The 20,361-nt window shown below is 75.1% G+C and carries 20 protein-coding genes, 1 tRNA gene and 1 pseudogene; 11 read left to right on the forward strand and 11 right to left on the reverse strand.

Annotated features, from left to right (window positions below; genetic code table 11):
* Window positions 1–2: 2 nt before the first annotated feature.
* Both GSF02_RS19180 and GSF02_RS16400 read left to right on the forward strand, forming a co-directional pair.
* Window positions 3–110 (forward strand): annotated as a pseudogene (locus GSF02_RS19180) (LacI family DNA-binding transcriptional regulator); the annotation flags it as partial.
* A gap of 31 nt (window positions 111–141) precedes the next feature.
* Window positions 142–3,294, forward strand: a complete 3,153-nt coding sequence (locus GSF02_RS16400) for a hypothetical protein (RefSeq protein ID WP_159798452.1) — start codon at window positions 142–144, stop codon at window positions 3,292–3,294.
* Between the two features lie 80 nt (window positions 3,295–3,374).
* Here the strand turns inward: GSF02_RS16400 and upp are convergent, their stop codons facing one another.
* Window positions 3,375–4,010: a uracil phosphoribosyltransferase gene (upp, locus tag GSF02_RS16405; protein WP_159798453.1), complete on the reverse strand. Its 636-nt coding sequence runs from the start codon at window positions 4,008–4,010 to the stop codon at window positions 3,375–3,377.
* Between the two features lie 225 nt (window positions 4,011–4,235).
* Here upp and GSF02_RS16410 point away from each other — a divergent pair, with 225 nt between their 5' ends.
* Entirely contained in the window at window positions 4,236–4,667 is a 432-nt protein-coding gene (locus GSF02_RS16410; protein ID WP_159798469.1) for a nucleoside deaminase, read from the forward strand.
* A gap of 117 nt (window positions 4,668–4,784) precedes the next feature.
* Window positions 4,785–5,987, forward strand: coding sequence for an AI-2E family transporter (locus GSF02_RS16415; protein ID WP_235915638.1), 1,203 nt, complete (start codon window positions 4,785–4,787; stop codon window positions 5,985–5,987).
* A 9-nt stretch (window positions 5,988–5,996) separates the two neighbouring features.
* Here the strand turns inward: GSF02_RS16415 and GSF02_RS16420 are convergent, their stop codons facing one another.
* A complete protein-coding gene (locus tag GSF02_RS16420) occupies window positions 5,997–7,478 on the reverse strand; it encodes a phytoene desaturase family protein (RefSeq protein WP_408003909.1) in 1,482 nt (493 codons plus the stop codon).
* A 268-nt stretch (window positions 7,479–7,746) separates the two neighbouring features.
* On the opposite strand from GSF02_RS16420, the gene GSF02_RS16425 reads away from it, so the two are divergent.
* A complete protein-coding gene (locus GSF02_RS16425; protein WP_159798455.1) occupies window positions 7,747–8,091 on the forward strand; it encodes a VOC family protein in 345 nt (114 codons plus the stop codon).
* A gap of 140 nt (window positions 8,092–8,231) precedes the next feature.
* On the opposite strand, the gene GSF02_RS16430 is transcribed toward GSF02_RS16425, so the two are convergent.
* Complete coding sequence (locus tag GSF02_RS16430) at window positions 8,232–8,921, reverse strand: SDR family oxidoreductase (RefSeq protein WP_159798456.1); 690 nt, start codon at window positions 8,919–8,921, stop codon at window positions 8,232–8,234.
* 67 nt (window positions 8,922–8,988) lie between these two features.
* On the opposite strand from GSF02_RS16430, the gene GSF02_RS16435 reads away from it, so the two are divergent.
* Window positions 8,989–9,381, forward strand: coding sequence for a MerR family transcriptional regulator (locus GSF02_RS16435; RefSeq protein WP_159798457.1), 393 nt, complete (start codon window positions 8,989–8,991; stop codon window positions 9,379–9,381).
* Between the two features lie 116 nt (window positions 9,382–9,497).
* Here GSF02_RS16435 and GSF02_RS16440 read toward each other — a convergent pair whose 3' ends face one another.
* The 4 genes from GSF02_RS16440 to GSF02_RS16455 form a co-directional block, all read right to left on the reverse strand.
* Entirely contained in the window at window positions 9,498–10,406 is a 909-nt protein-coding gene (locus GSF02_RS16440; protein ID WP_159798458.1) for a Sir2 family NAD-dependent protein deacetylase, read from the reverse strand.
* Between the two features lie 134 nt (window positions 10,407–10,540).
* A complete protein-coding gene (locus GSF02_RS16445) occupies window positions 10,541–12,283 on the reverse strand; it encodes a carbohydrate-binding domain-containing protein (protein ID WP_159798459.1) in 1,743 nt (580 codons plus the stop codon).
* Between the two features lie 14 nt (window positions 12,284–12,297).
* Entirely contained in the window at window positions 12,298–13,086 is a 789-nt protein-coding gene (locus GSF02_RS16450) for a VTC domain-containing protein (RefSeq protein ID WP_235915639.1), read from the reverse strand.
* Entirely contained in the window at window positions 13,083–13,673 is a 591-nt protein-coding gene (locus tag GSF02_RS16455; protein ID WP_159798460.1) for a DUF4956 domain-containing protein, read from the reverse strand. Before GSF02_RS16455 ends, GSF02_RS16450 begins: the two co-directional genes overlap by 4 nt.
* 255 nt (window positions 13,674–13,928) lie before the next feature.
* Between GSF02_RS16455 and GSF02_RS16460 the strand changes: the two genes are divergently transcribed.
* Window positions 13,929–14,015: transfer RNA gene (locus GSF02_RS16460), tRNA-Ser, on the forward strand.
* A 69-nt stretch (window positions 14,016–14,084) separates the two neighbouring features.
* Here the strand turns inward: GSF02_RS16460 and GSF02_RS16465 are convergent.
* Window positions 14,085–14,792, reverse strand: coding sequence for a tyrosine-type recombinase/integrase (locus GSF02_RS16465; protein ID WP_159798461.1), 708 nt, complete (start codon window positions 14,790–14,792; stop codon window positions 14,085–14,087).
* 113 nt (window positions 14,793–14,905) lie between these two features.
* On the opposite strand from GSF02_RS16465, the gene GSF02_RS16470 reads away from it, so the two are divergent.
* Window positions 14,906–15,493: a helix-turn-helix domain-containing protein gene (locus GSF02_RS16470; RefSeq protein ID WP_235915641.1), complete on the forward strand. Its 588-nt coding sequence runs from the start codon at window positions 14,906–14,908 to the stop codon at window positions 15,491–15,493.
* A gap of 138 nt (window positions 15,494–15,631) precedes the next feature.
* On the opposite strand, the gene GSF02_RS16475 is transcribed toward GSF02_RS16470, so the two are convergent.
* Window positions 15,632–16,000, reverse strand: a complete 369-nt coding sequence (locus GSF02_RS16475) for a hypothetical protein (protein WP_159798463.1) — start codon at window positions 15,998–16,000, stop codon at window positions 15,632–15,634.
* A 137-nt stretch (window positions 16,001–16,137) separates the two neighbouring features.
* Here GSF02_RS16475 and GSF02_RS16480 point away from each other — a divergent pair, with 137 nt between their 5' ends.
* Window positions 16,138–16,608 (forward strand): MarR family winged helix-turn-helix transcriptional regulator, encoded by a 471-nt coding sequence (locus GSF02_RS16480; protein WP_159798464.1) that lies wholly within the window; start codon window positions 16,138–16,140, stop codon window positions 16,606–16,608.
* Between the two features lie 764 nt (window positions 16,609–17,372).
* Here GSF02_RS16480 and GSF02_RS16485 read toward each other — a convergent pair.
* Both GSF02_RS16485 and GSF02_RS16490 read right to left on the reverse strand, forming a co-directional pair.
* The gene (locus GSF02_RS16485; RefSeq protein ID WP_159798465.1) at window positions 17,373–17,849 is read right to left on the reverse strand and encodes a hypothetical protein; all 477 of its coding nucleotides are present in this window, start codon (window positions 17,847–17,849) and stop codon (window positions 17,373–17,375) included.
* Between the two features lie 113 nt (window positions 17,850–17,962).
* Complete coding sequence (locus tag GSF02_RS16490) at window positions 17,963–18,742, reverse strand: SDR family oxidoreductase (protein ID WP_159798466.1); 780 nt, start codon at window positions 18,740–18,742, stop codon at window positions 17,963–17,965.
* Window positions 18,743–18,920: 178 nt separating this feature from the next.
* Between GSF02_RS16490 and GSF02_RS16495 the strand changes: the two genes are divergently transcribed.
* Together GSF02_RS16495 and GSF02_RS16500 are read left to right on the forward strand one after the other, a co-directional pair.
* Window positions 18,921–19,820, forward strand: a complete 900-nt coding sequence (locus GSF02_RS16495; protein ID WP_159798467.1) for a hypothetical protein — start codon at window positions 18,921–18,923, stop codon at window positions 19,818–19,820.
* Window positions 19,817–20,206 carry a GntR family transcriptional regulator gene (locus GSF02_RS16500; RefSeq protein ID WP_159798468.1) on the forward strand — a complete coding sequence of 130 codons (390 nt, stop codon included), beginning with the start codon at window positions 19,817–19,819 and terminating at the stop codon, window positions 20,204–20,206. The genes GSF02_RS16495 and GSF02_RS16500 overlap by 4 nt, the downstream gene beginning before the upstream one ends.
* The last annotated feature ends 155 nt before the right edge of the window (window positions 20,207–20,361 follow it).

Here is a 20,361-nt window from a genome sequence, read left to right on the forward strand (position 1 = left end):
AGATCGCGAGCGAGCTCGGGGTCTCGGTGCCCACCGTCTCGAAGGTGCTCAACGGCCGCGCCGACGTCGCGCCTGCCACCCGGGCTCGCGTCGAGGAGGCGCTCCAGCGGCACCGCTACCGGCGCCGTCGCCGTCGCCGCGGTGGGCGTCGGCGTCGCGCTGTCGATGGGTGCCGGCGCGGAGCCGTCAGTGCCGGCGATGCCGTCCGCCGTCGTCGTGGACCGCCTGGGCGACGGCGTCGAGGACGGCCGGCTCGGCACGCTGCCGGTGGGCGTCGAGGAGGACGCCACGTCGCCGGTGAACCTGCTGCCGCTGGGCGGCGACCCGTTCGTCGAGCCGCCGGACCTCGAGGTCCGGTCGGTGCCCACGGGCACGCTCGAGCCGCGCGAGCCCGAGCCCGTGACCTTCCTCGTGCGCAACCTCGGCGGGTCCACGGCCCGCAGCACGACGGTGCGCCTCACCCTGCCCGAGGGGCTGCGCCCCGTGCTGTCCCCGTCGCCGGCGGGGAGCTCCGCCCTCCCGGGCGACGGCACCGCGCTGAGCGTCGGGTCGCTGGCGTGCACCGGCACCGACGCCGGCGACCAGGTGGTCGACTGCCTCGTGGGCGACATCGAGCCGAGCGCGACCGAGACCGTCACCGTGCGGGTCGAGGCCGAGGCCGGCGGGACGTACGACATCGACGCGGCCGTGTGGGCCGACGGCGTCGCGGCGGCCGAGGTCCAGCTGCCGCCCACGTCCGTCGGCACCTTCGGCGCGGAGCTCACGGCGACCGTGGGCTCGGTCGACTCGCTGCCCAACCCGGGCGCCGCGTGGCTGCCGGTGACCGTCCGCAGCACGGGCGACGTCGCCGCGCCGGGCGGCTGGTCCGTGGTCGTGGAGCTGCCCGACGAGGTCGCGCTGGTCGGCGTGGACGGCGGCCTGACCTGCTCGACCACCTCGGACGACGTGGCGTGCGCCGCCGCCGGCACGGACCGTGCGCCGCTCGCGCCGGGCGACGCGGTGGAGGCGCGCCTGCGGGTCGCCGCGACCGGGACCGAGCACGCCGGCGTGCAGGCCGTGGCCGTCCGGCCGGTGCTGCCCGGCTCCGAGCACGTGCGGGCCGGCACGGGCACGCTCGCCGTCACGCCGGCGTGGGCCGACGCCGACGCCGGCGCCGGCGAGCTGCTGGCCCGGTGCGAGGCCACCGGCGGCGTGGACACCGCGCGCGGCGCCGTCGTCGGCACCTACCGGAACACCACGGGCGCGCCCGTCACGGTGCGCCTGGGTGCGGCCGGCGGCACCAGCGACCCGGTGCCGGTCGGGCCGAACGAGTCCGCCACGGTCACGCTCGACCAGGGCCTGCGGCTGCCGGCCGGCACGGCCACCTGGACCCTCGTGCGCGAGGTCGCCGGCGCGACCTACACCACCACGGTGCCCGCGGGCTCCCACGAGGCGGCGGACTGCTACGCGCCCGACTGGGACGTCGACGCGTCCGTCGTGCCGCAGAACGTGGACGGCCAGGTGCGCCTGACCGCCACCGTCACCAACCGCACCGGCGAGGCGATGCAGGCCGGGATGGCCGCTGCCGGCCACGTGGTCCCGGCGGTGACGCTCGGCGCCGGCGAGACGGCGACCCTCGCGGTCGACACCGAGGCGGCCACGGTGCCCGCCGGCAGGGCGCAGCTGCTGCTGTCGCGCTGGGTGGTCGACGCCGACGGCGACGAGCCCGCCCAGGCGGCGGCGCCCGAGCAGGACCCGACGGTGGCGTACCCCGCCGCCGTCGTGGCGCCGTCCGTCGACGTCGCCGCCGTCACGGCCGGCGACTGCACCTACGACCCGGACGCCGAGGCGTCCACGGCGGTGCTGCGCGTCCCGGTGGACAACAGCAGCTCGACGCTGCCGGTGACCTTCACCGCCGGCGACGCGTCGCTGCAGGTCGCCGGGGGCGGCCAGGGCGTGCTCGAGGTGCCGGTGGCGTGGGGCACGACGGCGGTGGACGTGCTCGCCGACGGGCGCCTGCTCGGCACCGTCGACGCCGCGTTCCCCAGCTGCGCCACGGTCGCGTGGCCGCAGGACGTCACCGTCACCGCCACGCCGCGCTGCACGACGGCGGACGGCCGCGCGGCGCGCCCGGAGCTGGCCGTGACCCTCGCCAACGACGGCGCGGCCACGTGGAGCGCGCGCGTCGCCCGGGCCGGCACCGAGGCCTGGACGACGCCGGTGACGCTCGCGCCGGGCGAGACCCGCGAGGTCGTCCTGCCGCTCGGCCGCTGGCTGCGCGCGCCGGGCGGCACCGTCGACGTGGAGCTCGCCCGGACCGTCGAGGGCACCGAGCACGTCGCGACGGGCAGCGCGCGGTTCGCCGCGAGCTCGTGCGTCCAGGCGCGCCCGAGCGCCTCGCTGCAGACGGGCGAGCCCGAGGCCGGCGAGGTCGGCGGCGCGCCGACGTCGACGCGCACCGTCGCCGTGGTGCTCGACAACTCCGGCTCCAACGTGCCCGTGGTGTTCCGGGTGGCCGGCGCCGACGACCGGCTCCGGGCCGTGCGCGTGATCGCCGCCGGCGCCACCGCCACGGTGCCCGTGCCGCGCGCGACCGGCGCGGACGGCGCGACCTACACCGTGCGGGCGGGCGACTGGCGCGCCTCGCTGACGGTCGAGCCGTTCACGGCGGTCGGCTGGTGCGAGGCGCCGTGGGACGCCGCCACGGAGGCGACCGGCGGCTACGCGCCGGGCGACGTCGTCGGCCACGACCACGTGAACTACCGGTACCTGGGTGCCACGGGCGGGCCGTCCGGGTCGGCGGGCACGCCGGGGTCCACCCCGGGCGCGACGCCGGGGACGACGCCGGGATCCGGCCCTGGATCCACCCCTGGACCCACCCCTGGATCCACCCAGGGCGGCGACACCGGCGGCGATACGCCGTCGGGCACCGCGACGACGCCCGCGACGCAGCCCGCGGCTCCGAGCACGGGTGGCTCGGGCGGCTCGGGCAGCGACGGCACGCCGGGCCGCGGCAGCACGCCCAGCAGCACCGGCACGCCGGGCGGCGCGGCGACCGCGCCGAGCGGCTCGGCGTCGGAGCCCGCCGCCTCCCGTGCCGGCGAGCGCGCCGGCGAGCGCGCCGCGGAGCGGGCGTCCGACCTGTCGATCCTCGGCTGGCTCGACCGAGCCCTGACCGGCGGGGGCGGCGGCGCCCCGGGTCTCGGCCTCGGCCGCGCGGCGGGCGCCGCGCCGGTCCCGGCCTTCGGCTGGTGGACGGCGGCACCGGGCACGGACGGCGCCTGGGAGCCGGTCGGCCCCTGCGAGACGCGCTGAGGCGCACCGGCGTGGCCGGACACGACTGCGGCGCCGCCCCGGCTCGGGGCGGCGCCGCAGTCGTGCTGGGCCGGGGCGCGTCAGACGATGCCGTAGAGGCGGTCGCCGGCGTCGCCCAGGCCCGGGACGATGTACTTGTTCTCGTCGAGGCGCTCGTCGACGCTGGCGACGACGACCTGCACGTCGACGCGGTCGGCCATCGCCTCCTCGACCACCTTCAGGCCCTCGGGGGCGGCGAGCAGGCAGACGCACGTGACGTCGCGCGCGCCGCGCTGGGTGACGTAGTCGATCGCCGCGACCAGCGTGCCGCCGGTGGCGAGCATCGGGTCGAGCAGGAACACCTGGCGGCCGGTGAGGTCGTCGGGCAGGCGGTTGGCGTAGGTGACGGCCTCGTAGGTCGTCTCGTCGCGCTGCAGGCCGAGGAAGCCGACCTCGGCGGTGGGCAGCAGGCGGGTCATGCCCTCGAGCATGCCCAGGCCGGCGCGCAGGATCGGGACCACGATCGGGCTCGGCGCGGACAGCTTGACGCCCGTCGTCGTGGTGACCGGCGTCTCGATCTCGTGCGGCTCGACGCGCACGTGCCGCGTGGCCTCGTACGCCAGCAGCGTCACCAGCTCGTCGACGAGCTGACGGAAGGTGGCGGACGGGGTGGTCCGGTCCCGCAGGACGGTGAGCTTGTGGGCGACGAGCGGGTGGTCGGCGACGTGCAGGCGCATGGGCTCACGGTACCCCGCGAGGTGTCAGAACCAGGGCGCGCTATAGCCTTCCCTGCGTCTGACAGGTGGTGTCCGACAGGTGGTGTGGACGGCCGGCCGGCGGGGAGGGGACGGGTGCACGACGACGGTGGGGCGCGCGAGGCGCGCGGCCTCGCGCTGCCCGGGGCGGGCGGCGCGTTCCCGCCGCCCACGCTCGGCGAGCGCCGGCAGCTGTGGGACGCGCTCATGGGCCTGGCGCTGCACGAGGCGTCGCACGCGCTGGCCACCGGCGACGTGCCGGTCGGGGCCCTGGTGCTGGACGCCGACGGCCGGCTGATCGGCCTGGGCCGCAACCGCCGCGAGGAGACCGGCGACCCGACGGCGCACGCCGAGGTGCTCGCCCTGCGGCAGGCGGCGCTGACCCGCGGCGAGTGGCGGCTCGAGGGGTGCACCCTGGTGGTCACGCTCGAGCCGTGCGTCATGTGCGCCGGCGCGCTCGTCGCCGCCCGCGTGCAGCGCCTGGTGCTCGGCGCGTGGGACCCCAAGGCCGGGGCGACCGGCTCCGTGTGGGACCTGGTGCGCGACCAGCGCGCCAACCACGCCGTCGAGGTGATCGGCGGCGTGCGCGAGCAGGAGTGCGCGGCCCAGCTGCGGGGGTTCTTCGAGGCGCAGCGCTGACGGCGCCGGGCGGCGCTCCGGCGCCGTGACGTGCGACGTCGTACGGGGCCGGTGCGCGTGGCGCGCCGGGCGTCGCGCCGCCGGTACGGCACGATCGGTCCCGACGAAGGAGGCGTGATGCGCGCGAACGGCCGCATGGTGACCCGGGGCGAGACCCGGGCGGAGACCCGGCGGGTGGTCCTCGACCCGGGCAACGTGTGGCGGGTCGGCTTCGTGGTCCTCGGCCTCATCGCCCTGGCCCTGGTGCTGCGGTTCGTGCTCGGCCACGGCAGCTCGCTGATCTTCGTGGTGTTCATGGCCTGGTTCGGCTCGCTGGCGATGGAGCCGGCGGTGGGCCGGCTGGCCCGGCACATGCCGCGCGGGGCCGCCACCGCCCTCGTCGCGCTCGCCGTCGTCGTCTTCCTCGGCGTGTTCCTCGCGCTGTTCGGCCAGCTGATCGTCACCCAGGTCGCGGGCCTGGTGCAGAGCGTGCCCGACCTCGCGGAGAACCTCCTGGCGTGGCTCAACCGGCGGTTCGGCACCGACTACACCCTCGACGACCTCGTGGCGAACATCGACCTGTCGTCGGAGCGGCTCGCCGGCGTCGCGGGCCAGGTGGCGGGCAGCGTGCTGACGGTGCTGGGCTCGATCGCCGGCGGCGTGGCGAACTTCTTCATGTTCGCGCTGTTCCTGTTCTACCTGTCCGCCGACGGCCCGCGGCTGCGCCGCTGGATCGCCTCGCTGTTCCCGCCGCGCATCCAGGAGACGACGATCGTCGTCTGGGACACCATGGCGGAGAAGACGGGCCGGTACGTCGGCGCGCGCGTGGTGCTGGCCACCGTCAACGCCACAGCCAGCGGCATCGTCTTCGCGATCATCGGGCTGCCGTCCTGGCTGGCCCTGGCGCTGTGGACCGGCATCGTCGCGCAGTTCGTCCCCGCGATCGGCACCTACATCGCCATCGCGCTGCCCGTGCTCGTCGGCCTGCTCAGCGACAACCCCTGGCTGGGGGTCATCGTGCTGGCCTGGGGCATCCTCTACCAGCAGGTGGAGAACCTGACGATCGAGCCGCGCATCAGCGCCCGGGCCGTCAACGTGCACCCGGCGGTGAGCTTCGCGTCGGTGATCCTCGGGACGTCGATGTTCGGCGTCGCCGGCGCGCTGCTGGCCATCCCGGTGGTCGCGATGCTGCTGACGCTGCTGGACCTGTACCGCACGCGCTACGACCTGCTGCCCGAGCTCGCCGATGCCGACGGCGGCCGCCGCGGGCGCGGCTCGGGCGGCGAGGACGCCGGCGAGGCCGACGCGGGCGCCGACGCGGGCTCCGACGACGCGGGCTGACGCGCCCGGCTACAGCGGCGCGACCCGCACGCCGAACACCTGCCGCAGCGCCCGGCGCGCGGCGTGCCAGCCGGCCATGCCGTGCACGCCGGGCCCGGGCGGCGTCGACGACGAGCACAGGTACACCCGCCCGGCGCGGTACGGGTCGAGCGCGGCCGTCGGGCGGGCGATCATGCGCCACATCGTCACGGCGCCGCCGGCGATGTCGCCGCCCAGGTAGGACGGGTTGTGGTGCTCCATCTGCGCGGCCGGCGTGCACCGCGCGGCGACGACGACGTCGCGGAAGCCCGGCGCGAACCGCTCCACCTGCGCGATCACCGTCTCGGTGACGTCGACGTCCGAGCCGGCGGGCACGTGCGCGTACGTCCACAGCGGCCGCAGGCCGCCCACCTCCCGGCCGGGGTCGACGACCGTCGGGTCGCTGACCAGCACCAGGGGCCGCTCGGCGTGCCGCCCCGACGTCACCGCGGCCTCCGCACGCACCATGTCGGCGCGCGTCCCGGCCACGTGCACCGTGCCGGCGCGGCCCACCTCGGGGTCGGCCCACGGCACGGGCCCGTCCAGGACGAGGTCCACCTTGGCGGCGGCGGCGCCGCGGGGGAAGCGGTCGAGCGCCCGGCGCGTGCGCTCGGGGACGGCGTCGCCGACCACCTGCAGCAGCGTGCTCGGGGGCGTGTCGAAGAGGTAGGCGGTCGCCGCCGGGAGGTCGGCGCGGCCGCGCACGGGATGGTCGGTGACGACGGTGCCGCCGTGCGCCTCGAGGTCGGCCAGCAGCGCCGCGACGATGGCCCCGGACCCGCCGCGCGGGATGGGCCAGCCGCCGTCGAACCCGTGTCCCGGAGCGCCGTCGACGTCATCGGGTGCGGCGTGCGCGAGCGACGCCAGCAGCAGCGCGGTGCCGGCGCCGGCCAACGACGGCAGGGCGGTGATGGTGTGCGCGGCGACGCCCGTCAGCAGTGCGGCCGCCTCGTCGCCGCGGAACCGCAGGTTCCAGGCGGGCGTGCCCTGCTCGAGCAGCCGCCGCCCGAACCGCACCGCGCCGTCGGGCCGGAAGCCGGGCGGGATCGAGCGGTGGTCGCCGAGGGCGAGCGCGATGGATGCCGGCCACTGCCGGGCGAGCGGGCCGAGCAGCCCGCGCCACGCGGCGGCGTCGGGTCCCAGGCGCTCCGCCGTCCGCTCCACGGAGCGGTAGGCCACGGCGGCGCGGCCGCCGGGCAGCGGCTGCGCGAACTGCACCTCGGGGGTCAGCAGCTCGACGCCGTGCGCCCGCAGGTCGAACGCGCCGAAGAACGGCGACGCCCAGGCCATGGGGTGCACGGCGGAGCAGATGTCGTGCACGACGCCGTCGGCCAGGCCGAGCCCCAGCGTGCGGACGCCGCCGCCCGGGGTGGGGCGGGCCTCCAGCACCGTGACGCGCAGGCCCGCGCGCGCGAGCGTGACGGCGGCGGCGAGCCCGTTCGGGCCGGACCCGACGACCACGGCGTCGTCCACGGGCACCTCCTCGCGTCGTCCTGCGCATCCCTCGCGCGCGGCGGTCGGTCCCGCCACGCGCCCCTCATCCTGCCGGGACCGGCCGGGTGCCGCGAGCGGTCGCGCCGTCGCCGCGCGTGCAGCGCCCACGAGGCGCAGGGGCGCCTCCACGGCCCTCGACGAGCTGTCCTGGCGCCTGCGACTCATCCCGTCACGGGTCTTGCCGCGCGCTGACCAGGCTCCCTAGGGTGCGGCGAGCAACGCACACCGCGATGACCAGGGGGCGGGCATGGCCGTACGCGCGATCGACCTGCAGGTCGACGACGTCTCGGCGGCGACCGAGCTGCTCTCCGAGGCCTACGGCTGGTCCGTCCTGACCGACGACCCGAACTTCGGCGAGCTCGACGCCGGCGGGCTGCGCATCATGCTGTCGCGCGACGCGATGGTGCCGTGGGCGCCGCTCGGCGGCGTCATCGTGCACCACTACGTCGACGACGTCCCGGCGGCCACCGCACGAGCCACGGCCGCGGGCGCCGAGCTCCTCGCCGGACCCCTCACGACCGACTGGGGGACGGAGTCCGCCTACCTCAAGGGCCCCGGCAACCTCATCGTCGACGTGTGCTGCGACGCCTGAGCAGCGACCGCTTCCGAGGACCCCGAGGGTGCGCAAGCGTCACCACTCCTGACCAGCCCTCACGCGTCTTGTCCAGCCCTCACGCGCCGCCGCGGCCCGGCGAGCCGGCCCCGCTCCGCTCGCCGGGCGCAGCCGACGAGTCAGGCCGTGAGGAACCGGTCGTAGAACATGCGGGGGTCCTCGGCCAGCGAGGCCTTGACCATCGCGCTCCACTCGTCGACGACGACCTCGAGGTCGCCCGCCGCGACGGCATCCAGCACCGTGCGGACGACCACGGCCGGGTCGGTCTTCGGCCCCTGGAGCGTCCTGGACATGTCCGTGTCCGCCAGCCCGAGGTGCACGGAGGTGACCTGTGTGCCCTGCGCTGCCAGCTCCAGGCGCAGGGCGTTGCTCATGTTCCAGTTCGCAGCCTTGGACACCGCATACGCGCCGGCGCCCGGGGCGGCGAACCAGGACAGCGCGGAGGCGACGTTGACGATCTGCCCGCCGCCGTTGGCCGCGAGCACGGGAGCGAAGGCGCGGACCATCGACAGCGCGCCCCAGAAGTTGACGTCCATCTCGGCGCGCACGCCGTCCAGGTCCCCGAGGAGCTGCGCCCCGGTCGAGATGCCGGCGTTGTTGACCAGCAGGTCCACGTCGCGGGCCAGGTCGGCGGCTGCGGCGACCGCCTCGGGGTCGGTGATGTCCAGGGCGACGGGCCGGACGCCGGGCAGGTCGATCGTGGCGGGCTCGCGGGCGGCGGCATAGACCGTCGCTCCCCTGGCGAGCAGCTCGGCAGCGAAGTGGTGGCCGAGGCCGCGGTTGGCCCCGGTGATCAGCGCAGTTGTCATGTCTGGCACGCTAGGACCTGACGTCGACGTCAGGGGCAAGCCCAGGTCGAGCGGTCAGGGGGGACGCATGCGTATCGGAGAGGTCGCAGCACTGGCAGGGGTGAGCGTACGGGCGCTGCGCTACTACGAGGAGCAGGGGCTGCTGGTCCCCGAGCGCAGCGCCAGCGGGCAGCGCAGGTACTCGCACGAGGCGGTCGACCGGGTCAGGTTCATCCAGGACCTCTACGCCGCCGGGCTCGGCAGCAAGGCCGTGCTGCAGATCCTGCCCTGCATGGAGCACGGCGGCCTCACCGCCGAGATGCACGAGCGGCTGCTGGCCGAGCGCGCTCGTGTCCAGGCGCAGCTGGAGGCGCTGACCGCGACGCGCGACAAGCTCGACGACGTCATACGGATGGGGCGCGAGAACCACGCGGGTCAGGCGCGGCGCGCTGGCCAGGCCGCACGTGCGACCGCTTCCTAGCGACGACACCAGCCCCGGGAGTCACGGGCTGCCCCGGGCCGCGGAGCGGCCGGGCAGCCGACCCACCCTCCCCGGACACGGGCCGCATGAGCACTCGGACCTGGTCCTCGCCCGGGCTAGAGCAGCTCGCCGAGCCGCGTGAGCGTCTCGGAGACGCCGGCGGTGACCTTGACGGTGGCCAGCGGGTCGCCGCGCGTCTCGCCGCGGTTGACGATGACGATCGGCTTGCCGGCCTTGGACGCGTGCCGCACGAACCGCAGCCCGCTCATCACCGTGAGCGACGTGCCGGCCACCAGCAGGGCGTCGGCGTCGTCGACCATCGCGTAGGCGCGGTCGACCCGCTCGCGCGGCACCGTCTCGCCGAAGTAGACGATCTCCGGCTTGAGCACGCCGCCGCAGAACTCGCAGGGAGCGGGGACGAAGTGGCTGGTCCGCTCGATGACGGCGTCGGCGTCGGGGGCGATCTCCACGTCGTCGACCGAGAGGCCGCCGGCCAGCACCTCGTCGAGGAAGTGCGGGTTGAGCGCCTCGAGCCGCTGCGCCAGGTGGGCGCGGGAGACGACCCGGCCGCACTGCAGGCAGACCACACGGTCGTAGCGGCCGTGCAGGTCGATGACGTTCCGTGAGCCGGCGTCCTCGTGCAGCAGGTCGACGTTCTGGGTGATGACGCCGTGCACGACGCCGCGCTCCTCGAGGGCGGCCAGCGCCCGGTGGCCGGCGTTGGGGTAGGTGCGGTGCACGTGCTGCCAGCCCACGTGGTTGCGCGCCCAGTAGTGGCGGCGGAAGGCCTCGTCGCCGACGAACTGCTGGTACGTCATCGGGTTGCGCGGCGGGGACTCGGGGGAGCGGTAGTCCGGGATCCCCGAGTCGGTGGAGACCCCCGCGCCGGTCAGCGCGGTGACGGTCAGCCCGCGCAGCACCCTGGCGGCGTCCTCGACCGTGCCGTGGCGGACCACCGCGTCCTCGGGCAACGTCCACGTGCGCTGCTGGTAGGTCGGAGCGAGGGGCCGGGGGACGGGTTGCACGCTCTCGACAGTACGCGCGGGGGTGCGGGCTCGCCGTGAGGTGTCCCACCGTGCGCCCAGGGCGAACCGAGGACCGGTCAACCAGACCCGGTGCGGGTGGGTCAGGCCGGGGTCAGGCCGGGGTCAGGCCGGGGTCAGGCCGAGGTGCCGGTGCCGGTGCCCGACCCGGTGCCCGTCCCGCCCGGTGCCTGGCCCGGACGGCCGCCATCGCCACCACCGCCGCCCGGGCCACCACCCATGGCGCCGGACAGGCCGTCCTCGGCCGTGCCGGAGGCGAGCGTCCGGCCGTCGGCCTGCACGGTGTACGTGGCGCCCGAGGTGACGTCCGGGCTGGTGAACGCGATCGCGGCGGCGTCCTGCGTGAGGGCGAACGTGCCGAGCTCCGTGCCGTCGTCGGCCGCCAGCGTCACCGAGGTGCCGCCCGCCACCGCGGCGTCAGGCGACGCGCTCACCCACGAGCTGCCGCTCACCTGACCGGTCGCGGCGTTGCCGGTGGCCACCACGGTGCCGCCGGAGACCGTCGTCGTACCGTTGGCGTCGAGCGCGCCGTCACCGCCGCCCGAGCTCGCGGGCACCTCCAGCACGGTGGTGCCGCCGGAGACCTCGATGACCCCGTTGGAGTCGAACGCGTCCGCCCCGGCCACCGCGTGCACGCTGCCGCCGGTCACCGTCAGCGACGCCCCCTCCTGCACGGCCATCTCGCCGCCGCCCCCGCCGGGGCCCTGCGCGCCGGCACCGGCGGCACCGGCGGCACCGTCCGACGCCGAGCCGTCGGAGCCGTCAGCCGTGTCGCCGGTGCCCTCCGAGGAGGTCGCGTCCTCGGCCTCCTTGACCGTGGCGTTGAAGCCGTCGTCGGTGGCCGTGACGTCCACCGTGCCGCCGGAGACCGCGATGACCGCCGCCTCGATCGACTCCTCGGACTCCGTCACCGTGAGCCTCCCGTCGACGACGGCCACGTCGGTGAACCCCTGCACCCCGTCCGAGCCGGCCCGGACCGTCATCTCGCCCCCGAGCAGCGCCACGTAACCGGCGGTGGCGTCGTCGTCGGCGTCGGACTTCAGGCCGTCGCCGCCGGCGTCGACGGTCAGCGTGCCGCCGGTGACCACGAGGTAGTCCTTGCCGCGCACGGCGTCGTCGGCGGCGGTGACGGTGATGTCGCCGGACGCGATCACCAGGCCGTCCTTGCCGGTGATGCCGTCGTTCGCGTTGCCGACCACCTCGAGGGCACCGCTGCCGGAGACCACCATGTCGGCGGTCGAGTACAGCGCGGCGTCGGCGGCGTTCTCCGAGGTGGTGTCGGCGTAGGTGGTCGCGTCCTCGAGGCGGTTGGCCGAGCCGTCGGCGAGGACGACGGAGACCTGGTCGGCGTCCTGCACGTCGATCGCGGCGCCGGTGGAGCTGGTGACGTCGGCGCCGTCGAGCACGAGCCGCACCACCCCGTCAGCGCTGCTCGCCACGACCACCTGGCCGTCGTCGAGCGTGCCGGAGAGGCGGTAGGTGCCGGGCGCGGTGATCGTCACTGTCGAGCCGCGCACCGTGACGCCGTCGCCGTCCGCGGCGGCCGAGGCGCCGGCCAGCGTCACGGCCACCTCGTCGGCGGGTTCCCAGGTCTGGTCGGCCAGCACGGCGGTCGCGGAGTGGTCGAGGTTCGCGTCGAGCACCTGCTGCGCGCTCTGGCCGGCGGCGCTCGCGGTGACCGAGGTGCTCTCGGCGCCGGAGCCGGTGCCGCTCGTGGTGGCGGAGTCCTGGACGAGGCTGCAGCCGGTCAGGGCGGCGGCGAGGGCGCCGGCCGCGACGACGGCGGCCCAGGGGCGCGCGGGACGGCGGTCGGGTCCGGTGCCGGGGCGGAGGGTGGGACGGTGGGTGCGCGGGTGCATGGGACGTCCTTCGGTCAGGCGGGGCAGGGCACGACGCCGGCCAGGTGCCGGCGGCGCAGGCGGCGCCACGGGGCGTCGGGGAGTTCAGGACGCAGCACGGCCAGGCCGGTGGCGTACTTGGAGATGCGGTCGGGGCGGTGCCCCGCGCGCCACAGCAGGCGGTCGGCACCGGACGGCGCGGAGCCGGTCTTGGTCTCGACGACGACGAGGTCACCGGCCGCGGCCCGCGCGACCGGTGCGCCGCCGTCGCCGAGCAGCGTCCAGACCAGCGCGGTGTCCACCGTCACCCGGGCGTCGGGCAGCAGCAGCGTGGTGCGCCGGTAGCCGGTGCGCAGGGTGGGCACGAGCGGCGCGGCGGCGAGGTCGGGGAGGTCCGCGGCGGCCAGCCGGTCGGCGACGAACCCACGACCCGTGCCGAGGTGCGCGTCGTCGTCGTGCGGCAGCCGCTCCTTGACGGTGACGCCGCGCGCGGCGCGGGTCTTGACCTCCACGAAGCACGCGCCGGTGTCCACGTACCGGCGGGTGCGCACCTTGAACCGGCGCCGGCGGCGGGTCGCCGCCTGCCGGAAGGCCGCGAGGTCGGCGGTGTCGAAGTACGTCGACGCGTACCCCAGCGAGCGGGCGCCGTCGATCTCCAGCACGCGCGCGGCGGGGGCGAGCGCGGCCAGCAGGTCGCGGGCCTCCGCGGCGGCGAGCACGTACTTGCGGTCGGTGCGGGTCATCAGCGCGGCGCTGGTGGCGAGCTCGTCGAGCCCGACGGCGGGGGCGCCGGCCAGCGGCGCGGTGACGGCGGTCGTGGTCACCGGGCCACCGCCCCGGCGGCGTGGTCCGCGGGCCGGGCGGCCCGCGCCGTGCCGGCCTCGTAGCGGACCTCCACCCAGGTCGAGTCGTTGACCAGGTCGAGGCGCTGGACCTGCACGTCGCGGACATGGCCGCCGAGCAGCTGCTCCAGGTGGGCCACGAGCGCGGTGCGGTCGGCGATCGCGCGGTCGAGCACCACGAGCTCCGAGCGGTGACGGGCCATCAGCCGCGGGTGGTCGGCCACCAGCATCACGGCGACGACCAGGGCCGACCCGGCGACGCCGAGCCAGCCGGCGGCCGAGCCGAGGCCGCCGAGCAGGCCCAGGGCGAGCGCCGCGAAGTAGTACGCGACCTCGGTCTGGGACAGCTCGGACGAGCGCAGCCGGATGATCGACAGCACGCCGAACAGGCCCAGGCCGAGCCCGGCAGCGACGGCGCTCGCGGACAGCACCGAGGCCACGGCCAGCACGCCGACGTTGACGCCGAGGTAGGCGGCGACCAGGTCGCGGCGGTGGTGGCGGCGGAAGTGGACGACGGTGAGCAGGGTGACGGCGACGAGGTCGACGGCGTACAGGAGGATCGGCGGCATGCGGTGCTCCGGGGGTCGGCCGGGGCCGCGGCCCCGGGTGTTCGTGCGGTGTTGACCCGGAGTTCACCCCACCGACCCGGTGCGGCCCTGGGGTGGTCCTCGGAGCGGCCTGGGAGACCCGGTCGGGATCCGTGCAGGTCCCGGGTGCGCTGCTCGGTGCGGGCGCCGGCTAGCGCTGCTGGCCGGTGCGGCAAGTGCTGCTTTTGGTTCCGGCGGGGTCACCGGGTATCCTCGGACGGCCGGTACGACCGGCGAGGTAGCGTGTCCGAGCGGCCTAAGGAGCACGCCTCGAAAGCGTGTGTGGGTGAAAGTCCACCGTGGGTTCAAATCCCACCGCTACCGCCGATCGAAGGGTCCCGACCGCAGAATCCTGCGGATCCGGGACCCTTCGTCGTTCTTGGCACTACACATTTACTGCGCTTTGCCCTCTGCGCGAGTGTCCGTCGATGCCTGCGCAACGAGCATGTCGATGATGACGCGGAGGTCCGGAGCGATGTGGGTCCGCTTCACGTAGTGACGCACGGTGGTCGCCTCGCCGGCATGGCCGAGAAGTGCTGTCGCGTTGGCGACCGTGGTGCTGTTCGCTACCAGGGTCGCTACGGTGCGCCGGAAGTCGTGTGGCGTCACCTTGGTGCTGATTCCCGCCTGAGCCTCGCGGAGCTGATCTCGGACGCGGCCCGGAGACCGCGGCGTGCCCTTCGTGGAGGGAAACAGCAGGTCGTCCGGGCCGCCGTCGAGCCCGAGGTCGAGCGCCTCGTTGATCGCTGTCACGACGAAGTCCGGCAGCGTGATCGTGCGCCGGGAGGAGTCCGACCTGGGCTTGGGCTGACGGATCAGCCGCCCGTTCGCTCTTACGACGGTTCCTGTCACCGTGAGTGTCGGGGCCGTGGCGTCCAGATCGAGGTCTGATGTCCGCAGCGCCAGACACTCGCCGATCCGTACGCCGGTGCCGAGCATGGTGTCGACGATCTGCGGCCGCAGCGTGATGTTGCGGCGGCCTCGGCGGAGAGCCGGCCGGTGCTCCCACTCCCGAACCGCCACGCGCAGCAGCGCGATGTCCTCGAGCGCGATCGTCCGAGCCTCGTCCCGCTTCGGCTCCCGGACCGTTGAGGTCGTCACCCTCGCCGAGCTGCACCGCCGAATGCGCCGCCACGAGCCATCGAGCCGGGCCCAACGGCCCGACTTCCACCCCCTGCTTCGGCGACATCACCGGCGCCTCCGGCTCGGTGGTGATGTTCCCGCCCGGCACCCTCGCCACGACCACCGCGACCGAGGTCGGACTCGACGACCCCTTCGGCCGCGCCTTATGGACACCGACCGGCAACGATGCCGTGGCCATGCGGCACGCGCTCGAACACCTGACGCGCGAGTTCAAGGCCACCGACATGCCCGCCCAGGCGCGCTCGGCGATGTTGCACCATCTTCTCGCCGCGCTCCTCCTACGTCTGACCAACCTGATCGAGCCGGCGGGAACCATCCCAGCAGAACACGCAGACACCTTCCTGCGCTTCCGCGACGCCGTGGAGACCGGCTTCCTCAACCACCGCGACGTCGCCTACTACGCCCAGCGCCTCGGCTACTCGCCACGCACCCTGACCCGCGCGGCACTGGCCGCGACCGGCGTCGGAGCCAAGGAGCTCATCGACCGGCGCGTGGTCCTCGAAGCCAAACGGCTGCTCGCCCACAGCGACGACCCTGCGGCCACCATCGCCGCCAAGCTCGGCTTCGCCGACGCAAGCAACCTCGTCAAGTACTTCTCCCTGCGAGCGCACGCCACACCAGCGGCGTTCCGGCAGCAGTTCCTTGCAGGCATCGCCTGACCTATGGCGAAGCGTGGTGACACCGACGGCCAACGCCATCGGCTCATCGGCTGCTCCGGTAAAGGTGGCTCTCCGGCGCCCGGCAGCCGAATAGGGACCCACCCAGTAAGTACGTTCGACGGTAGGACCTCCGGGGCTTCAGTCGGATGGCGCCTGCTCCGAGGACTTGTTCGCCGTGGGGCCCGTGTCCAGGACCATGTAGTGATGCAGGTGGCCCTCGCCGTCCCGGTACTGCCGCAGCAGGTACCCGGGCGGTGCGGAGCGGGGCCGCCTGTTCTCGGGCAGGTGCGCCAGCCGAAAGCGCTCGCGCTCCTCAGGGGTCGCGTAAGGCGGCAACCCGGTCTGCGCCGGCCCGAACACCCGGTACATGAGGCGGTTGAACCGCTCCCAGCGCGTGTGCTTGAACGGGACGGGCGCCGAGGGCGCTGAGCTCTTGTCGCTGCTCACCCCTTGCCCTTCCTCGATTGCGGCCGAGTCCTCGCGCGGCTCGTTGACTTGGTCCGCCATGTCGGACGTCCTCTCCTCTGGTCTCTGGCTCAGGGCTCGGCCGAGCGACTGCGCCACGATCCCTGCTGCTCGCGCTACTCTTGCATCCTTGGTGCACCAAGAATCGGAGCGTATCCCATGCGGGGAAGGTCCTGACAATGAGCGACGTGAGTGACGAATCTGACCCCCTCGCGCTGGAGAGACAGGTCTGCTTCGCCTTGTCCGTCGCGGCGCGCAGCGTGGTGGCGGTCTACCGCCCGGTACTGGAGCCGCTCGGGCTGACGCACCCCCAGTACCTGGTCATGCTCGCCCTGTGGCAGCACGCCCCCCTGTCGTTGAAGGAGCTCAGCCGGCTGCTCCTGCTCGACCCCGGGACCCTGTCTCCGTTGCTCAAGCGTCTGGAGGCGATCGGCTACATCCGGCGCGAGCGGGACCGGACGGACGAACGCGCTCTCGCCGTCACCCTGACCCCCGACGGGCAGGCGCTTCGCCAGCAGGCCGAACGCGTCCCGGCCACGATCATCGACCGCCTCGGCATGAGCTTGCAGGAGTTGCAGACCCTGCACGGCGCTCTGACTGAGGTCATCGCTGCGGCCACCACACACGCAAAGGTCGAAGCAGCCGATTGATCTGGGCCACGTAGGGACCGGGAAGCGCACCAAGGGCGGCGCCATAGATGTCCAGACCGGGTTTGCCGGCGGCGAGGCGGGCGCACTTGGCCCGCGCGTTGGCTGTCGTCCGTGAGGACTTTCCTTACTGACTCAAGTGCGCGGCTCCGCCGCGCGAGCCGGCCTCCCGGGCGGGGCCCCGCGCTCCGCTCGCAAGCTCGCTTCGCGCACCCCACCCGTCTGGCCTGCCCTCGACACGTCGTGGCGGGGTCTTCCGGAACCGCCTCAAGTCATCCCTACTCGCTGGGCAAGCGTCGGCCTCCCCACCGATCGCGCTCATGCGCCTACCTTCCGGCCCCGGACCGACAGCCGAGCATCCGGCCGCCTGCGTCCCGCATCAAGGGCGCCTACGGCGTCGCTGCGCGATGGCCTACGGCCACCCGTGACCCGAGCCTCCGACGACTTCCCGTGCTCCGCTATCGGTCGAGCGCCTCGGAGTGACCCCACCCGCTGGAAGCCTCCGCTTACCCTCCTCTTTGGCGCCCATCTGCGTGCCGCCGCAGCAGAGCATGTGTGGGCAGCGTGGTAGTCGCGGCCCAGGTCAGCACCAAGTTTGTGCGGTCGCTGCGCAGCCCGTCCGGACGAGGAATTGAAGCCCACCGCTACCGCCCACGACGAAGGGCCCCGCACCGGCTGGTGCGGGGCCCTTCGTCGTGTCCGGTCTTCCCGCGTCAATCCCTCGGGGGCGTCGAGCGGGAGCTCGTCCGACGCCTGGGCGGCCGGCCCTATCGCAGGGGCTTGGGCTGGCGGTTGCCCTCGTCGACGAGCATGAGGATGCCCGAGATGATGCCGCAGAACAGCAAGGTGCACACGGCGAGCCCGGTGTGCTTGTACCCGTCCTTCGCGCCCTTGTGGATCATGACGGTCATCGGCACCATCCACGCGGCGGCGATGATGCCCAGCCCGAGCGTGGAGATCACCGTGATGCCGAGGACCACCCAGTTGAGGATGGCGGCGACGAGGTACAGCGTGCTCTGGGTCTGCGCCGGCGGCTGGTACCCGAGCTGAGGCTGCTGGTACGCGGCCGGGGCCGGCTGCTGCTGGTAGGCCGCGTAGCTCTGCGGGGCGGCGGGCTCCGCGTAGGGCTGCAGCTGGCCGGCGGGCGCCGGCGTGGGGCTCGCGTACCCGGGGGCACCCTGCGCCGAGGGCGGCTGGGCGGGACCCTCCGGGGTGCTGAACGGCTGGTCCGTAGGCTGTGACATGCCCGGATGGTAGCGGGCAGCCACGTGGCGGCCGTGCGGCAGCCACGCGTGCCGCACGGGTGAATCTGCACGGGTACGCACGGGCAGCCGCCCCGCCCGCCGGCACGCCGCGGTCACGCGATGAGCGACTGCCCGCCGTCGACGAACACCTCGGTGCCGGTCACGTGGCTCGCCGCGTCCGAGACCAGGTACGCGATGGTGTCGGCGACCTGCGCCGCCACGCCCGGCTTCTCGCCCGTCAGCGGGATCTGCCCCTCGGGGTACTCGGCCTGCACGCCGAGGTCCTCGGTGTCCCGCTGCTCGGTGTTGTCGTCGATCTCGGTGTCGATCGCGCCCGGGCACACGGAGTTGACCCGCACGCCGCGCGGACCGAGCTCGACGGCGGCCATGCGCGCGAACGCCACCTGGCCCGCCTTGCTCGCCGAGTAGGCCGACGCCCCGGAGTTGCTGAACGTGCGCGTGCCGTTGATCGACGCGACGACGACGACCGCGCCGCCCTGCCGCGCCAGCAGCGGCACCGCGTACTTCACGGTGTGGAACGTGCCCGAGAGGTTCGTCGAGATCGTGCTGGCCCACTCCTCGGGCTCCAGCTCCTCGAGCGGGGCCCAGACGCCGTTGACGCCGGCGTTCGCGACGACGGCGTCGAGCCGGCCGAGCTCCCGCTCGACCCGGTCGACCACGTCGCGCACCGCGGCGGCGTCCGCGACGTCCGCCGCCACCGGGAGCGCCGTCCCGCCGTCGCGCCGGATCTCCTCGGCGACGTCGTCCGCGCTGTCCTGGCTGTGCCCGAGGGCGACCACCGTGGCGCCCTCGCGCGCGAGGCGCACCGCCGTGGCGCGCCCGATGCCCGATCCCGCGCCGGTGACCAGCGCGACCTTGCCCTCCATCGTCATGGTGCCCCCTTCAGTCGTCGCCTGTTGTCAGCGCCGACGACGCTAACCACGGCGCCGCCGCCTCGCGCGCCCAGAGGGTGCGGCGGGGTGCCCGCGCGGCGCAGCCACCCTGGGCGCCTTGCCGATCGGCCGCCCGCCATGGTCCAATGAATCAACACATTGACTCATTGGGGGAACGATGGCCGGGCTCGCCCTGATCGTCCTGGTGCTCGTCGTGGCCCTGGTGGCGATCGCCGTGCTGCTGGTGCAGAACGCGACGCACCGACCTGACGCGACGACGGACGCCGTCCTCGCGTCCGCCCGCCGCCACGAGGTGCTGGTCTCGACGTGCGCGACGGTCGCCGCCGTCGGCGCCGTGGTGATGGTCTGGCGGCTCCACCTGGGCGTCCCGCGGGAGCTCGACGAGACGGTCCGCGTCACCTCGCCGTTCTTCGGCGCCGTCGTCCTGTGCCTCGCGCGGTCCGTCGGCGAGCGGTTCTGGCCGCGACCCACCGGGTCGGTGCGTCGCGCCCCGCTCCGGCGGCGGACCGTGCACGGCGTCGCCGGCTGGCGCCTGCCCGTGCTCGCCGCCACGGTCTCGCTCGGGATCGTGGCCGTGGTGGTCTACGGCGTCACCGGCACCGCCGACGGCCGTGCCGTCGCGAAGGGGTCGGTGCTCGGCCCCGACGGCTCGGTCGTCGAGTGGGGGCAGTCGGGCCCCTATCCCGGCTGGGCCTTCGGCATCCCGGTCGGCCTCGCGCTGATCCTCGTCCTCGCCGCGACCGTCGCCGCGCTGGGGGTCATCACGCGCCGTCCCGCCCTCGCGGTGGTGCCGGTGGAGCAGGACGACGCCGTGCGCCGCACGAGCGCCGCGCGCCTCCTGGCGGGCGTCCAGGCGTGGGCGGGCGGGGCTCTCGCGCTCATGATGCTCGTCGCCACGAGCGCGCTCCTGAGCGCCGGGCACCCGGTGGCCGCGGCGGCGTCCGCCGTCGTGGGGCTCGCGACCGGCCTCGGCTCGGTGGCGGTGGCCGTCACGGCGCTCCCGGCCCGCCCGGTGGCCGCCGGCGCCGCCCCCGCGCCGGCGGGAGCCGGGGCGTGACCACGGAGCTGCGGGTCGACCTCGAGGCGGCGACCCCCGTCTTCGAGCAGATCCGGGCCCAGGTGGCGGCGCTGGTGGCGGTCGGCGCACTGCGCCCCGGCGACCGCCTGCCCGCGTCGCGGGACCTGGCCCGGGACCTCGGCGTCGCCGTCGGCACCGTCCAGCGGGCCTACCGCGAGCTCGAGGCCCAGGGCGTCGTGCGGTCGCGCCGCCGCGCCGGCACCGTCGTGACGGGGGACGTCTCCGCCGCCCGGGACGCCGCCGCGGCGGTCACCGCGGGACTCCTCGAGGACGTGCGCGCCCTCGTGCGCGCCGCCCGCGAGCTCGGGGTCGGCGACGCCGAGCTGCTCACGCTCGTGCGCGGCGCCCTCGCCGAGCGCCCCTGACGCGACGCCCGGCGACGTCCGGGGGCCTCAGGCCGCCGGCGTCGGCGTCGACCCGTCGAGCCGCCGCCCGTCGAGCCGCCGCCCGTCCGGCACGGGCAGGCGCTCGCCGCGCGCCGCTGCCGGGCGCGGGCCCGGCGTGCGGCGGGCCCGCAGGT

It is taken from the genome of Puerhibacterium puerhi (genome assembly GCF_009846865.1).
GTDB classification, from domain to species: domain Bacteria; phylum Actinomycetota; class Actinomycetes; order Actinomycetales; family Cellulomonadaceae; genus Puerhibacterium; species Puerhibacterium puerhi.